General features: G+C 61.0%; 13 protein-coding genes and 1 pseudogene. 4 read left to right on the top strand and 10 right to left on the bottom strand.

Going from position 1 to position 13,835, the window contains the following annotated elements; all coding sequences use genetic code 11:
- Positions 1-7: 7 nt before the first annotated feature.
- The gene (hemB, locus tag PPUTUW4_RS26665) at positions 8-1,021 is read right to left on the bottom strand and encodes a porphobilinogen synthase (protein WP_015097317.1); all 1,014 of its coding nucleotides are present in this window, start codon (positions 1,019-1,021) and stop codon (positions 8-10) included.
- A gap of 207 nt (positions 1,022-1,228) precedes the next feature.
- On the opposite strand from hemB, the gene PPUTUW4_RS26670 reads away from it, so the two are divergent.
- The gene (locus tag PPUTUW4_RS26670; protein WP_015097318.1) at positions 1,229-1,861 is read left to right on the top strand and encodes a DedA family protein; all 633 of its coding nucleotides are present in this window, start codon (positions 1,229-1,231) and stop codon (positions 1,859-1,861) included.
- Here the strand turns inward: PPUTUW4_RS26670 and PPUTUW4_RS26675 are convergent.
- Positions 1,842-3,077, bottom strand: a complete 1,236-nt coding sequence (locus PPUTUW4_RS26675) for a sterol desaturase family protein (protein WP_015097319.1) — start codon at positions 3,075-3,077, stop codon at positions 1,842-1,844. The two genes, PPUTUW4_RS26670 and PPUTUW4_RS26675, sit on opposite strands and share 20 nt — an antisense overlap.
- A 115-nt stretch (positions 3,078-3,192) precedes the next feature.
- On the opposite strand from PPUTUW4_RS26675, the gene elbB reads away from it, so the two are divergent.
- Positions 3,193-3,861 (top strand): isoprenoid biosynthesis glyoxalase ElbB, encoded by a 669-nt coding sequence (gene elbB, locus PPUTUW4_RS26680; RefSeq protein WP_007978857.1) that lies wholly within the window; start codon positions 3,193-3,195, stop codon positions 3,859-3,861.
- A gap of 119 nt (positions 3,862-3,980) precedes the next feature.
- Here elbB and PPUTUW4_RS26685 read toward each other — a convergent pair.
- The 5 genes and pseudogenes from PPUTUW4_RS26685 to PPUTUW4_RS26705 form a co-directional block, all read right to left on the bottom strand.
- Positions 3,981-4,435: pseudogene (locus PPUTUW4_RS26685) on the bottom strand (YaiI/YqxD family protein).
- Positions 4,436-4,543: 108 nt separating this feature from the next.
- Positions 4,544-6,442, bottom strand: coding sequence for an FTR1 family protein (locus PPUTUW4_RS26690; protein WP_015097321.1), 1,899 nt, complete (start codon positions 6,440-6,442; stop codon positions 4,544-4,546).
- Between the two features lie 157 nt (positions 6,443-6,599).
- Positions 6,600-7,232 carry a homoserine/homoserine lactone efflux protein gene (rhtB, locus tag PPUTUW4_RS26695; RefSeq protein ID WP_015097322.1) on the bottom strand — a complete coding sequence of 211 codons (633 nt, stop codon included), beginning with the start codon at positions 7,230-7,232 and terminating at the stop codon, positions 6,600-6,602.
- A gap of 226 nt (positions 7,233-7,458) precedes the next feature.
- The gene (locus PPUTUW4_RS26700; protein ID WP_015097323.1) at positions 7,459-8,040 is read right to left on the bottom strand and encodes a mechanosensitive ion channel family protein; all 582 of its coding nucleotides are present in this window, start codon (positions 8,038-8,040) and stop codon (positions 7,459-7,461) included.
- Positions 8,040-9,950 (bottom strand): ATP-binding cassette domain-containing protein, encoded by a 1,911-nt coding sequence (locus tag PPUTUW4_RS26705; RefSeq protein ID WP_015097324.1) that lies wholly within the window; start codon positions 9,948-9,950, stop codon positions 8,040-8,042. The genes PPUTUW4_RS26700 and PPUTUW4_RS26705 overlap by 1 nt, the downstream gene beginning before the upstream one ends.
- A gap of 50 nt (positions 9,951-10,000) precedes the next feature.
- Here PPUTUW4_RS26705 and PPUTUW4_RS26710 point away from each other — a divergent pair, with 50 nt between their 5' ends.
- The gene (locus PPUTUW4_RS26710; protein ID WP_015097325.1) at positions 10,001-10,465 is read left to right on the top strand and encodes a TIGR02444 family protein; all 465 of its coding nucleotides are present in this window, start codon (positions 10,001-10,003) and stop codon (positions 10,463-10,465) included.
- Here the strand turns inward: PPUTUW4_RS26710 and PPUTUW4_RS28545 are convergent.
- Positions 10,462-11,562: an AlgP family protein gene (locus PPUTUW4_RS28545; RefSeq protein WP_015097326.1), complete on the bottom strand. Its 1,101-nt coding sequence runs from the start codon at positions 11,560-11,562 to the stop codon at positions 10,462-10,464. The genes PPUTUW4_RS26710 and PPUTUW4_RS28545 overlap by 4 nt on opposite strands.
- Before the next feature lie 192 nt (positions 11,563-11,754).
- Between PPUTUW4_RS28545 and PPUTUW4_RS26720 the strand changes: the two genes are divergently transcribed.
- On the top strand, positions 11,755-12,420 hold the full coding sequence (locus PPUTUW4_RS26720) for an FKBP-type peptidyl-prolyl cis-trans isomerase (protein ID WP_015097327.1): 666 nt from the start codon (positions 11,755-11,757) through the stop codon (positions 12,418-12,420).
- Between the two features lie 60 nt (positions 12,421-12,480).
- Here the strand turns inward: PPUTUW4_RS26720 and PPUTUW4_RS26725 are convergent, their stop codons facing one another.
- Positions 12,481-12,939, bottom strand: coding sequence for an Rsd/AlgQ family anti-sigma factor (locus PPUTUW4_RS26725; RefSeq protein WP_015097328.1), 459 nt, complete (start codon positions 12,937-12,939; stop codon positions 12,481-12,483).
- 177 nt (positions 12,940-13,116) lie between these two features.
- The gene (locus PPUTUW4_RS26730; protein WP_015097329.1) at positions 13,117-13,668 is read right to left on the bottom strand and encodes a disulfide bond formation protein B; all 552 of its coding nucleotides are present in this window, start codon (positions 13,666-13,668) and stop codon (positions 13,117-13,119) included.
- Between the last annotated feature and the right edge of the window lie 167 nt (positions 13,669-13,835).

Consider the following 13,835-nt stretch of genomic DNA (forward strand, 5'->3'; position numbering starts at 1 on the left):
GGGAGGGCTATTTTTGCTCTCGTAACAATTGAGCGGCACGAACGGCAAAGTACGTCAGGATGCCATCGGCGCCTGCACGTTTGAAAGCGGTCAGCGACTCGAGGATAACCCCTTCGCTCAACCAGCCATTCTGGATCGCCGCCATGTGCATGGCGTATTCGCCGCTGACTTGATAGACAAACGTCGGCACTTTGAATTCTTCTTTGACCCGGCACAGGATGTCGAGGTACGGCATGCCTGGCTTGACCATGACCATGTCCGCGCCTTCTGACAAGTCCGCCGCGACTTCGTGCAGGGCTTCGTTGCTGTTGGCCGGGTCCATCTGATAGGAGGCCTTGTTGGCCTTGCCCAGGTTCAGCGCCGAACCGACCGCATCGCGGAACGGGCCGTAGTAGGCGCTGGCGTACTTGGCCGAGTAGGCCATGATCCGTACATTGACGTGACCGGCCACTTCAAGGGCTTCGCGGATCGCCTGGATGCGACCGTCCATCATGTCCGATGGGGCCACGACCTGAGCGCCGGCTTCGGCGTGGGACAGGGCTTGCCTGACCAGTGCGTCGACGGTGATGTCGTTCTGCACGTAGCCTGCTTCATCAAGAATGCCGTCCTGACCGTGGGTGGTGAACGGATCCAGGGCGACGTCGGTGATCACGCCCAGCTCAGGGAATTGCGCACGCAGCGCACGGGTGGCGCGCTGGGCGATGCCCTCCGGGTTCCAGGCCTCCTCAGCATCCAGAGACTTGAGTTGCGAAGGCGTCACCGGGAACAGCGCCAGCGCCGGAATCCCCAGTTCGACCCACTTGGCCGCCTCTTCCAGCAACAGGTCGATGGTCAGGCGTTCGACGCCTGGCATCGAAGCCACCGCTTCGCGACGGTTTTCACCGTCCAGAACGAACACCGGCAGGATCAGGTCATCGACGGTCAGGACGTTTTCACGGACCAGTCGACGCGAGAAGTCGTCACGACGGTTGCGGCGCAGGCGGGTTGCAGGGAACAGACGGTTGGCGGGGGTAAAGCTCACGGCAGACTCCTGAGCCCGCGCAGACGGGCGAGCGTGACAGTTATAAGTGCCCATTATGACGAACGTATGACAGTTATGTGCACCCTGCGACGTGTAGCCGCATTCCATTGTCGTTGTAGGAAATGTTCACGTCGAGACACATTTGGACACTTTCCTGAATGTGTCCGAAGGGTTAGGCTGCGCGTTCATTTCGCCAGCACCCAGACAATGCTCCAACAATTTCTGCATGACTTCGGCTACTTTGCCCTTTTTCTAGGCACGTTCTTCGAAGGCGAAACCATCCTGGTACTCGCGGGCTTCCTCGCGTTCCGTGGATACATGGACATCAACCTGGTGGTGGTCGTGGCCTTCTTCGGCAGCTATGCCGGCGACCAACTGTGGTATTTCCTGGGACGCAAGCACGGTCGAAAACTGCTGGCGCGCAAGCCGCGCTGGCAGATGATGGGTGACCGGGCGCTGGAGCACATTCGCAAGCATCCGGACATCTGGGTACTGAGCTTCCGCTTCGTTTACGGTTTGCGTACGGTCATGCCGGTGGCCATCGGGCTGTCGGGCTATCCGCCGGGCCGTTACCTGCTGCTCAATGGCATTGGCGCGGCGATCTGGGCCGCAGCCCTGGCGGCGGCCGCTTACCATTTCGGCGCAGTGCTCGAAGGCATGCTCGGCAGTGTGAAAAAGTACGAACTTTGGGTGCTCGGCGCCCTGCTGGTCCTGGGCCTCGTGCTGTGGCTGCGCCGGCGCTTCAAGAATGCCCGCCTGGCCAAGCAGGTCTATGCCGACGAGCAGGCCCTGAAAGCTGCGCGGTCCAATACCGAAGGCCCTACGACGCCAACCGAGTGATGCGGTTTCTGCAACAGTAGAGGCCGATGCCGCTCAACAGGCTGTAACTGAGCAGGCCGACCCAGCCCACGGCGCTGGCCGGCCACAGCCCCACCATCGGGGCCAGCCATGCCAATGGCAGATTCGACGCCAGCCGTACCAGCTCCAGCTTCAACGCCCATGGGCGATTCTCCAGGGCCACGCCCAGCACAAACAGACCGAACGCCCCCGCCCCCCAGCCCAGCACCAGGGCGGCGACTGACAGCTTCGGTTCGAGATTCATCAAGTAGCTGCCCAGTGCGATATAGACGCAGAACTGCAACACGACGTAGAGCTGCTGACGCCCTTCCAGCGGCACCTCGAATTTGCGGAACTGGTTCAGGTCCGGCTTGTTCATCGGGTATCTGGCCGCCACGTCCGCCGGGCGCCAGCCCGTGCGCATGAACCAGATCCGCAGCTTGTCCCAGGTGCTTTCGGCACGCCGCGCATCGGCCCACAACTGCGCGTAGAACTGCACGTTCGCCCACAGGGGATTCCAGCTCGCCAGCGGCGTGGTCACGCCGAAGATCACCGGCTCGTTGTCGTCTTCTTCCTGGAACGAGCCGAACAGACGGTCCCAAATAATGAACACGCCGCCGTAGTTGCGATCCATGTAGAGAGCGTTCTGTGCATGGTGAGCCCGATGATTGGATGGCGTGACAAAAAACCATTCGAACCAGCCAAGCTTGGGAATGTGCCGCGTATGCACCCAGAACTGATACAGCAGGTTCAGCGCCGCGACACTGACGAACACCAGCAGCGGCACACCAAACACCGCCATTGGCAGATAGAAGATCCAGCCCAGGAGGAATCCGGTACTGGTCTGGCGCAACGCCGTGGACAGGTTGTAGTCCTCGCTCTGGTGATGCACCGAATGCGCGGCCCAGAGAATGTTGCGCTCGTGGCCCAGGCGATGCAGCCAGTAGTAGCAGAAATCGTAGAAGACGAAGGCAAACACCCAGGTCCAGACGCTGTCGGCCGACAACTCGAACAGCGCCAGATGCTTGAAGGCGAACGCGTAGGTCACCAGCCCAATGCCTTTGGTCAGCAGTCCCGTGGTGGTCGACAGCACGCCGGTGCTGATGCTGTTGATCGCGTCAGCCAGCCGATAGTTGCTCACCCCGCGCCGACGGTCGGCCAGCAGCTCAAGGGCGATCAGCACAAAGAAGAACGGCACCGCGTACAGAATGAAGTCCATGACGCGCCCTGGTCGGAATCCTGAGGATAAATGCTATGTGTAACTACGAATTAACCCTATGGCAACGAGTGACAAATTAGTGGACATTTAACGCCATGAATCTGGAGAAAAGCCCATGAGCAAAAAAGTTGCAGTGATCCTTTCCGGTTGTGGCGTGTACGACGGCGCCGAGCTCCACGAGAGCGTCATCACCCTGTTGCGCCTGGATCAACGCGGGGCGCAGGTGCAGTGCTTCGCACCGAACATCGCGCAGTTGCATGTAATCAATCACCTGACCGGCGAAGAAATGCCCGAATCGCGCAACGTGCTGGTCGAATCGGCGCGAATTGCCCGGGGCAACATCCAGGACATCCGTGACGCGAACGTCGATGACTTCGACGCGTTGATCGTGCCCGGCGGCTTCGGCTCAGCCAAGAACCTGTCCAACTTCGCCATCGAAGGCGCCGGCTGCACCGTTCAACCGGATGTCCTGGCCCTGACCGAAGCCTTTGCCGAGGCCGGCAAACCGGTGGGGTTGATGTGCATTTCCCCTGCCCTGGCGGCCAAGATCTACGGTCCCGGCGTCACCTGCACCATTGGCAATGACACCGACACCGCTGCCGCGATGAACAAGATGGGCGCGACCCATACCGATTGCGCGGTCAGTGACATCGTCGAAGACAAGGCACGTAAACTGGTGAGCACCCCGGCCTACATGCTGGCGCAATCGATCAGTGAAGTGGCGTCGGGGATCAACAAGCTGGTAGACCGGGTACTGGAACTGACCCACGAAAACGACGCCTGACACCCTTCAAAAATGTGGGAGCGAGCTTGCTCGCGATGGGGCCAACACATTCAACTTTGATGTTGTCTGTAAGTCCGCTATCGCGAGCAAGCTCGCTCCCACAGGGTTCGCCGCAGGTCTTAAGAATTGCGGGCCAGCCGGGTGAGGATCCGGTCCAGCGCATTGGCGAACGCCTGTTTCTCACGCTCGCCAAACGGCGCTGGCCCCCCCCCATCTGCCCCTGTTCGCGCAAATCGGTGAACAGGTTGCGCACCGCCAGCCGCTCCCCCATGTTCTGCGCGTCAAATTCCTTGCCCCGCGGGTCGAGCGCTGCCACGCCCTTCTTCACCAGACGATCGGCCAGCGGCACATCGCTACAGATCACCAGTTCACCAGGCACCGCGTGCTCCACCAGGTAATCGTCCGCCGCATCCGGGCCGCTCGGCACCACGATCAGCTTGACCAGCGCCAGCCCCGGCTTGGTCTGCGGTTGCCCGGCCACCAGCACCACTTCGAACTGGCGCTTGAGGGCGAACTTCACCACCAGATCCTTGGCCGCCCGCGGACAGGCATCGGCATCGATCCATACACGCATGTTTTTATCCCTTCTGAAAAAGCATCGCGAGCAGGCTCGCTCCCACAAGGTTAACCCTAATCCTGTGGGAGCGAGCCTGCTCGCGAAAATGAGCGCAGCGAATGCTTTTTAGGAGGCCTGCACCCGCTGCCTCTCAACCACCCGACTACGCCCATACAACACGACAATCGCAATGATTGCCACGGCCTGAGCACTCAGCGAGTAGGCATCGGCATGGATCCCCAGCCAGTCAAAGTCAAAGAACGGCACCGGCCGCGTGCCGAAAATCCCGGCTTCCTGCAGCGCTTTCACACCGTGCCCGGCAAACACCACCGACAAGGCGCACAGCAGACCCGCGTTGATGCTGAAGAACAGCGCCAGCGGCAACTTCGCCGAACCGCGCAAAATCACCCAGGCCAGGCCGACCAGCAGCACCACCGCCGTGGCCCCACCGGCCAACACGGCGTTGTGCCCTGCGGGACCTGCCTGCAACCACAGGGTTTCGTAGAACAGAATCACTTCGAACAGTTCGCGATACACCGAGAAAAACGCCAGGGTCGCAAAGCCGAAACGCCCACCGCCACCCACCAGGCTGGTCTTGATGTAATCCTGCCAGGCCGCCGCGTGACGACGGTCATGCATCCACACACCCAGCCACAGCACCATGACACTGGCAAACAACGCCGTCGCGCCTTCCAGCAACTCGCGTTGCGAACCGCTGACATCAATCACATAGGCTGCCAGCGCCCAGGTGCCCAACCCGGCCAGAAACGCCAGCCCCCAACCGACGTTGACGCTGCGCACCGCCGCCTGTTGGCCCGTGTTTCGCAGGAAGGCAAGGATCGCGGCCAGCACCAGGATCGCCTCCAGACCTTCGCGCAGCAGAATCAGCAAGCCGGAAATGTAACTCAGCGACCAGCTCAAACCGTCGCTACCCAGCAAGTCGGCCGAGGCCTTCAACTTGTCCTTGGCCGCGTCCAGGCGCTGCTCGACCTCGCTCACCGACAAGCCGTCCTGCAACGACTGACGGTAGGCCATCAGGGATTTTTCCGTGTCTTTACGCACGTTGGCGTCAATGTTATCCAGCGAGCTTTCGACCAGCTCGAAGCCTTCCAGATACGCGGCTACCGATAAGTCATAAGCCTGATCATGCTCACCGGCACGATACGCCGCGATGCTCTTGTCCAGGGTGGCCGCCGTGTAGTCAAGCAGTTGTGCCGGGCCACGCTTGACCTGGGGCGGTTGCGCCCGCTGGGCACGGAACGTCGCGGCGGCTTGCGGGCCTTCGACAGCCTGTACTTCGGCCGGAGTCTGACGGGCCAGGTCGGCAATGTTGTAGGTTTTGTCAGCACTGGCCGTCGCCGGGGTGCTGCTGAAGCTGGCGATATAGGTGGCCAGATCCCAACGCTGACGATCATCCAGCTGGTCGGCGAAGGCCGGCATGTCAGTGCCTTCAATGCCTTGACCGAGGGTGCTGTAGATCGCGTAGAGACTCAGGCGGTCCAGCCGTGAAGCATCACGCAGATCGGTCGGCGCTGGCGTCATGCCGACACCCGCCGGGCCGTCGCCGGCCCCTGTATCGCCATGGCAGACCGAACAATGCTGAGCGTACAGCGGTGCGCCACGCACCGGGTCCGGCGTAATGACCGGGGCCTGGCTGACTTCATAGGCCACGGCCAGCTTCGCACCCAGTTGCCGGGCCTGGCGTGCAACTTCGGCACCGTCCTGATGGGCATCAATGGAATTTCCCAGCGCGGCCAGGCTTTGCTCCAGCGCGGCTTTTTCCGGCTTGGCCGGCATGGCTGCAATCAGACTTCCCAGTGTCCTGACCGACTCTTGCTGCGCGCGAAATCCGGACGGGTCCGTGATGCTGCCCGCCTGCACCGTGCCCGGGTAATCCGCGCCGATGTAGTCGAGCAAGTGCAGCGCCTGCGGCGTACCTTCGGCGGAGGCGGCCAGCAGTTGAAAGCTGCACGCAGCCAACAGCGGCAGCAACAGCCAGGCCAGGAAACGGGAGGGGGAAATCATGAATGAATCTCAATTTGAAAAACGAAGTTACATATTGTTATCGCCCAACGGCTTTCGCTCAAGCTTTGTTGATACTTCTTCGTAATTGCATCGGTTTCGGGAACGGCTCCTCAAACGAAAAAGGCGACCAGGGTCGCCTTTTTTGTCAGTCGTCGTTTTACACGGCGGCCCTGCGCAACGTCGCCATAAACGCCGCCGCCCCAATGAACAGCCCGGCAAAGGTCCGGTTCATGCGTTTTTGCTGTTTCGGTGTGCGTAACAGACGCAGCACCTTGGACGCCAGACCGGTGTAGCCGGCCATGACGATCAGGTCGACGCAGACCATGGTCACGCCGATCACCAGATACTGAATCAGCAGCGGAGCATGGGGATCGATGAACTGCGGCAGCACCGCCAGCATGAACACCAGCGCCTTGGGGTTACTGATGTTCACCAGAAAACCACGGAACACCAGGGCCATCGGCTTGCCGATCTGGCGCATTGAGGCGTCATCGCTCATATCGCTGGGCAGCGCACGCCATTGCTTGATCGCGAGGTAGACCAGGTACGCCACGCCAAACCATTTGATGGCGTAGAAGGCCGTGGCCGACGCGGTGAGAATGGCGCCGACACCGGCACCGACGATGGCGATCTGCAAAGCCAGGCCCAGTTGCAGGCCCAAGGCGTTCCAATAGCCGCGCCAGAAGCCGTATTGCAGGCCGCTGGACATCGACGCAATGGCGCCGGCACCGGGGGACAGGCTGATCACCCAGCAGGCGGCAAAAAACGCCAGCCATGTTTGAAGCTCCATTGCACACCTCGACTTGAACTCGTGACAGATGTCTAAGCTAATGCGGCTTTGATTGGATGACTACCGATTTTTTGTAGGACATGGCGACGGCCGACCAGCGCTCAGTGCTTGAGGGCCCCTTCGCGAGCAAGCCCGCTCCCACATCAGACCGATGTCGCTAATAAGAACGCGATCACCTGTGGGAGCGGGCTTGCTCGCGAAAGCGGTGTATCAGGCAGCAGAAGGTTTACTTTTCAAACCCGCTGGAAGGAAACACATCCGTCCCGCGCCAGCGCCGCACCGAACGCTGGAAGAACAAACTGTTGGGCACCTGCACCATGGCGCTGCCAGTGCCAAGTTCTTCGGCCTCGAGCAACGTGGTGTAAAGAAGATTGATCGCCACCACCCGGCCTTTGACGCCGGGCTTGTCGGTGGTGTCCACCAACTCGACCACGTCACCTATGCGGAACGGGCCGACGGTAAAGATCAGGATCGCGCACAGCAGGTTCGAGAGCACGCTCCACATGGCGAAAAACGCCACCGCCGCGACCGCGACGAAACCGGACAACGCGGTCCAGAGCACCGTGGCCGATACACCAAGTCGCTCCAGCACGAAAATCAGCGCACTGCCCATGATCAGCCAGCGCAAGCCGCCCCGCAGCGGCATGATCAGTTGCGGCGGAAACGGGTAACGCTCACCAAGACGGGTGAGGCCTTTGGCGACGAAGCGCTGGGTGAAGTAGCCGGCGATCAGGATCAGCAGGATTTGCACGCCAAGCCAGATCGGCTCGACCCACACCGCCGGCAACGGCAGTTTGAAGGCGTCCATCAGGACAGCGCCTCCAGCTCCGCCTGCATGCTTTCCAGCAATTCCAGGGCCTCCATCCACGCCTCTTCCAGCTCCGCTTCACGCACTTTCAGCCTGGCCTGCTCGGCCAGCAGATCGCGCAATTCGTTCTTGCGCGCCGGCTCGTAAATGTCGCTGTCGCCGAGGCTGGTATCGACCTTCGCCAGTTTTTCGTGGAGCTTGCCCAGTTCGGCTTCGAGCTTGTCAGCCTCACGCTTGTGTGGGGCCAGTTGCTGACGCAATGCCGCTGCGGCCTGACGCTGGGCTTTCTTGTCGGTCTTGTCCGGATTGACCGGGGTGCTGCTGACCGGGGCATTGCGCTGGCGATACTCCACCAGCCAGCGGGTGTAGTCCTCCAGGTCGCCGTCGAACTCCTCGACCTTGCCATCCGCCACCAGATAGAAATTGTCAGTGGTGCTTTTGAGCAGATGACGATCGTGAGAGACCACCAGTACCGCACCACTGAACTCCTGCAGGGCCATGGTCAGCGCCAGGCGCATTTCCAGGTCCAGGTGGTTGGTCGGTTCGTCGAGCAGCAACAGGTTCGGCCGGTCCCAGGCAATCAATGCCAGGGCCAGGCGCGCTTTTTCACCACCGGAAAAATTCAGCACCGGCTCGTCGATCCGCGCGCCACGGAAGTCGAAACCGCCGAGGAAGTCGCGCAGGGTCTGTTCGCGCTCGGTCGGTGCCAGGCGCTGCAAGTGCAGCAACGGGCTGGCCTTGGAATCCAGAGAGTCGAGCTGATGCTGGGCGAAGTAACCGACCACGGTGTTCTCGCCACGGGTCAGGCGACCGGCCAATGGCGAGAGTTCACCGGCGAGGTTCTTGATCAGGGTCGATTTACCGGCACCGTTAGGGCCTAGCAGACCGATTCGCGCACCCGGGGTCAGTTGCAGCTTGACCTTCTCCAGCACGGCTTTGTCACCGTAACCCAGGCGGGCATCGGACAGGTCGATCAGCGGGCTGGAAATCTTCTGCGATTCGCGGAAGACGAAGTCGAACGGCGAATCGACGTGGGCAGCGGTCAGCTCTTCCATCCGCTCCAGGGCCTTGATCCGGCTCTGAGCCTGACGGGCCTTGGTGGCCTGGGCCTTGAAGCGGGCGATGTAGCTTTCCATATGCGCACGTTGCGCCTGCTGCTTCTCGTAGGCTTGCTGTTGCTGGGCCAGGCGTTCGGCACGGGCGCGCTCGAAGGCGCTGTAGCCACCGCGGTACAGGGTGATCTTGCGCTGATCGACGTGGGCCACGTGGTCAACCACGGCATCGAGGAAGTCCCGATCGTGGGAGATCAGCATCAGGGTGCCCGGATAGCTCTTGAGCCACTCCTCAAGCCAGATGATGGCGTCGAGGTCCAGGTGGTTGGTCGGTTCGTCGAGCAGCAGCAGGTCCGATGGGCACATCAAGGCCTGCGCCAGGTTCAGACGCATCCGCCAGCCACCGGAGAAATCCCCGACCTGGCGATCCATCTGCTCGTTGGTGAACCCAAGACCGGCCAGCAACTTGCGCGCCCTGGCGTCGGCGGTGTAACCGTCGGCGCTGTCGAGTTCCGAATGCAGGCGGGCCTGTGCGGCACCATCATGGGCCGCTTCGGCTGCCGCCAGGTCGTGTTGCACCTGGCGCAGGCGCAGGTCGCCATCGAGCACGTAGTCAACCGCCAGGCGTTCGAGGGTGTCGACCTCCTGGCGCATGTGGGCGATACGCCAGTCGGCCGGCAGGAAGCAATCACCCGAGTCCGGGTGCAGTTCGCCCCGAAGCAAGGCGAACAGGCTCGATTTGCCGGCGCCATTGGCACCGATGAGGCCGGCTTTCTGGCCGGCGTGCAGGGTCAGCTCGGCGTCTTCTAGCAGACGTTGCGGGCCACGCTGTAAAGTCAGGTTCTGAAGTCGAATCATAATGGCGGCGGAGTCTACCAGCTTCGCTCGCAACTGGCGCGAGTAGCACTATGTCCTCTGACCTGTGGAGCTTTTCCCTGACCACTTACGCCCGCCCCGGTGTTGAGCAGGCATGCCTGCAATTGCAATCGGCGGGGGTCAATGTGTGTCTGCTGCTGTCTGGTGCGTGGCTGGGACAACGAGGCGTGGCTTTCGATGAGCAGCGCTTGCAGCAGCTGCGCGGTGTGGCCACCTCGTGGGACATCGATGTCGTTCGGCCGTTGCGCATCTTGCGCACACAGTGGAAAGCCGCGGCTACGGAAGACGCCGACTTGCATACCTTGCGTGAACAAGTGAAGGGACTCGAACTGGAAGCCGAACGGCATCTGTTGTTGCGGCTGGAGAGAGCGGCGCAGAGTTGGCCGCAAAATGCCGAGACCGATCTGGCGGCCTGGCTGGAAGGTGCGGCGGCCGAGGCCGCCCACCTGCACCGCGACGCGCTGCATCAGCTGCGCGTCGCGGTAACCGGCACTTAGGAAGCGCTGGTTGGGGTGGATGCTGCGATCGATGCGGCGGCCGGCGTTGGCGCTGGCGTGGCTGTCGAGGTGGCTGCAGCTAAAGCAGACGTTGCTGCCGGAGCCGGGTTGGCTGGCTTGGCAACTGGCGCGGTGGCTGGCTTGGCAGCAACCGGCTTCTTCACTGCAGGTTTGGCTGCGGGTTTTGCAGCAGGCTTTGCAGCAGCCGGCTTGGCGGCAACTGGCTTGGCAGCGGCTGGCTTGGCGGCAACGACTGGTTTCGCTGCAGCTGGTTTTGCGGCTGGTTTAGCAGCAGGTTTGGCAGCCGCTTTTGCAGCAGGTTTTGCCGCTGGCTTGGCTGCTGGTTTAGCGGCCGGTTTTGCAGCGACAGGTTTTGCAGCCGGCTTGGCAGCAGGTTTCGCAGCAGCGGTGCGGGCAGCTGGTTTAGCAGCCGGTTTTGCCGCTGGTTTTGCAGCAGCGGTTTTTGCAGCAGCAGGACGTGCAGCGGCAGGTTTGGCAGCCGTGGTTTTAGCAGCCGGTTTTGCGGCGCTGGCAGCGGCCGGTTTTCTCGCTGCAGGTTTTGCCGCTGGTTTTGCAGCAGCGGTTTTAGCTACCGGTTTGGCAGCTGCCGGTTTTGCAGCAGCAGGCTTGGCCGGTGCTTTTGCAGCCGCCGGTTTGGCAGCGGCTTTCTTCGCAGGTGCCGCAGCAGGCTTGGCCGCACGCAGGGACAACACCTTGCCGACAGCCTCTTGTACACGACCGACGCCCTGGGCCAGTTTCAGGCTTTCCTGGGCATCGCGCTTGAGTTGCAGAATGTAGCCGCGGGTTTCCGATTGACGATCCTTGAGTGCATCGAGCAGCGCCTCAAGATCGGTCACTGCGCCCTTGGCCTTGGCTTGCGCCTTGGCTTTTCCGGCCGCCGCAGCGTCCTGCAATTTGGTGCGGGACTTGTGCAGTTTTTCTTGCGCTTTTCCGCGCTGCTTTTCCAGTTTGGCGAGCAGTTTTTCAGCATCAGCCAAGGCTTCGGAACAAGCGGTTTCCAGATGCTCGAGCAGGCTGCCCGAGAGTTGTTGGAGCAGGTGCAATGGAGTGCTTACTGGCTTCTTGGTGGCCGACATGGTTTACCTCCTGGCTGAAGTGAGTGCGGCTCATACTAGACCTCTGTAGCAACCGCCGCTAGGGCATGTTGACACTATCGAAAGCGTTGCGTTGCAAAGGACTGAAAAACTTCTGCGTCGGCGTGAAAGCAGTTCACCGTTGCGCGCATTCTCACTGGCATAATCGCCCGCAATTCAGGTCGGAGAGTGCCCATGTCGCGCCACCTTTTTTTATCGCTGTGCGTGTTTTTTTCGGTCGCCCAGGCCGCCGAAAAAACACAGGAAAATGAAGCCCACGATCTCGCTTACAGCCTGGGTGCGAGCCTTGGCGAACGCTTGCGCCAGGAAGCTCCCGATCTGCAACTCCAGGCACTGGTCGATGGATTGCAACAAGCCTATCAGGGCAAGCCGCTTGCGCTGAAAGACGAGCAGATACAGCAGATATTGACCGAGCATGAAGCGCGGATTGCCATGCAGTCAGCCGAGCCGCAAAGCGAATTGGCACAGGAAAAGGAACAGCGTTTTCTCGCCGCCGAGAAAGCCAGGCCCGGCGTGCGCGAACTGGCTGACGGCGTGCTGCTGACCGAGCTGACGCCGGGCGCAGGCGCCAAGGCAGGACCCAACGGCAAGGTGCAGGTGCTGTATATCGGTCGCCTGCCCGATGGCACGGTGTTCGATCAGAACAGTCAGCCTCAATGGTTCAGTCTCGACAGCGTGATCGCCGGATGGCGCAGCGCCTTGCAAAACATGCCGGTCGGGGCGAAATGGCGACTGGTGATTCCATCGGCCCAGGCCTATGGCGCCGAGGGTGCCGGTGACGTGATCGCACCGTTCACACCGCTGGTGTTTGAAGTCGAGTTGCGCGGTGCCACCGGCTGACGACACAAACGAAAAACGGCGTGCCTTGGCACGCCGTTTCGAGATCTTGCAGAAAGCGCTTCAGGCCTGAACCGAATCGGCTTCCTTGTGGGCCGTGTGCAACACTTCGATCAGGCAGTCTTCCAGCTCGAAGCGTTCATGCAGCAGGCCACCCAGTTCCTTGAATTTCTCGGCGACGCATTTGCCTTCATCGCACAGATCATTGAACGCGAGCAGCTTCTCGGTGATGACGTCGATTCGCGGGTAGATCGTCTCGGCGAGCTCCAGGCCACGCGTGTCATTGAAGGCCTTGGCCTCCCCCGTCAGTTGCTCGTAGATCTCGAAGTGCCCGGCCGATACATAATCGACCAGCACCCCGCAGAACTCCTGCAAAGGCTTGCGGTTCTCACCCAGCGCCTCAGGCTTTGCGCCAAGAGCGTCATAGGCCCCGATCAGTTCGTGTCGTTCCTGCAACCAGCGATCGATCAGCAGGTGCACTCCACCCCAGCGTTCCTGAGCATTCTGACAACTTTCGAGCATGGTGATCTCTCTTCCCTTGTGGGTCAGCTGCTCTAAGCCCGCTCGCCTCTTGTAACATCGGTGGGCGGTCAGGCAGAGCGTCATCGAGCAACATAATTCCAATGACACGTGCGGGCCAGATTATGCCCGCACGACACTGGCTTCAAGGTACGCAGGCGATAAAGTTCATACAAGTGTTTAATCGCCGGCAAAGGCCCGGTGCGACGACTCGTCGCTGAGTGGTCGCTGATAGCTGATCCAGACCAATCGCAACGACTGGTAAACAGCCAGAATCATCATCGCGACGAAGAACAGAAGACTCCACTCCGTGAGACTCAGGTCGAACAGCGTCCAGGAAATTTCCACACAATCGACAGCGCCCTTGAACACTTGCTGCAGGACGGAGAGCAGCGCAGAACCGGCGAACAGATCCGCCAGATGGGTCGAGCACGCCGCTGCCTGCTCCATCGGAAGGGTTTGCAGCAAAACCTGTCGCCACGCCGTGACAGTGCCGGCCAGGCTGGAACCAAGACAGAGCAGCCAATACAGAACGGTTCCGATGCGACCTGGACCATGGACCGAAGCCATCAGGCAGACACCGGTCAGGAGCGCCAGACAAAACCGCTGCACCAGACACAAGCCGCAAGGCCGCAGGCCGACCGCATACTCCAGGTAGTAGGAAACGCCCAACGCCAGGGCACCCGCAATGAAAGCCATGAAAAACAAGGAGCGTGAGCAGGCCAAAGACATGGCTTATCCGTAAAAGTAGTGACAGGCCGTTACGGTAGAGGAAAGCGCGGCGGCCTTTCAAGGCAGGCGCCCACGGAGACTTCAGCAGAAGTGTAGGGAAATCCCGACGCAGACGAGAGGATAAAAAGTAGTCCTCTGTAGGACTTTGCCTGCGACGAGAATGGGTA

This window comes from Pseudomonas sp. UW4, from assembly GCF_000316175.1.
Taxonomy (GTDB): domain Bacteria; phylum Pseudomonadota; class Gammaproteobacteria; order Pseudomonadales; family Pseudomonadaceae; genus Aquipseudomonas; species Aquipseudomonas laurylsulfatiphila.

Excerpts from the sequence above, each read along its gene's own strand:
- PPUTUW4_RS26670 (WP_015097318.1), top strand. The coding sequence starts at position 1,229 with ATGCTCCAACAATTTCTGCATGACTTCGGCTACTTTGCCCTTTTTCTA.
- PPUTUW4_RS26675 (WP_015097319.1), bottom strand. The coding sequence starts at position 3,077 with ATGGACTTCATTCTGTACGCGGTGCCGTTCTTCTTTGTGCTGATCGCC.
- elbB (WP_007978857.1), top strand. The coding sequence starts at position 3,193 with ATGAGCAAAAAAGTTGCAGTGATCCTTTCCGGTTGTGGCGTGTACGAC.
- PPUTUW4_RS26690 (WP_015097321.1), bottom strand. The coding sequence starts at position 6,442 with ATGATTTCCCCCTCCCGTTTCCTGGCCTGGCTGTTGCTGCCGCTGTTG.
- rhtB (WP_015097322.1), bottom strand. The coding sequence starts at position 7,232 with ATGGAGCTTCAAACATGGCTGGCGTTTTTTGCCGCCTGCTGGGTGATC.
- PPUTUW4_RS26700 (WP_015097323.1), bottom strand. The coding sequence starts at position 8,040 with ATGGACGCCTTCAAACTGCCGTTGCCGGCGGTGTGGGTCGAGCCGATC.
- PPUTUW4_RS26705 (WP_015097324.1), bottom strand. The coding sequence starts at position 9,950 with ATGATTCGACTTCAGAACCTGACTTTACAGCGTGGCCCGCAACGTCTG.
- PPUTUW4_RS26710 (WP_015097325.1), top strand. The coding sequence starts at position 10,001 with ATGTCCTCTGACCTGTGGAGCTTTTCCCTGACCACTTACGCCCGCCCC.
- PPUTUW4_RS28545 (WP_015097326.1), bottom strand. The coding sequence starts at position 11,562 with ATGTCGGCCACCAAGAAGCCAGTAAGCACTCCATTGCACCTGCTCCAA.
- PPUTUW4_RS26720 (WP_015097327.1), top strand. The coding sequence starts at position 11,755 with ATGTCGCGCCACCTTTTTTTATCGCTGTGCGTGTTTTTTTCGGTCGCC.
- PPUTUW4_RS26725 (WP_015097328.1), bottom strand. The coding sequence starts at position 12,939 with ATGCTCGAAAGTTGTCAGAATGCTCAGGAACGCTGGGGTGGAGTGCAC.
- PPUTUW4_RS26730 (WP_015097329.1), bottom strand. The coding sequence starts at position 13,668 with ATGTCTTTGGCCTGCTCACGCTCCTTGTTTTTCATGGCTTTCATTGCG.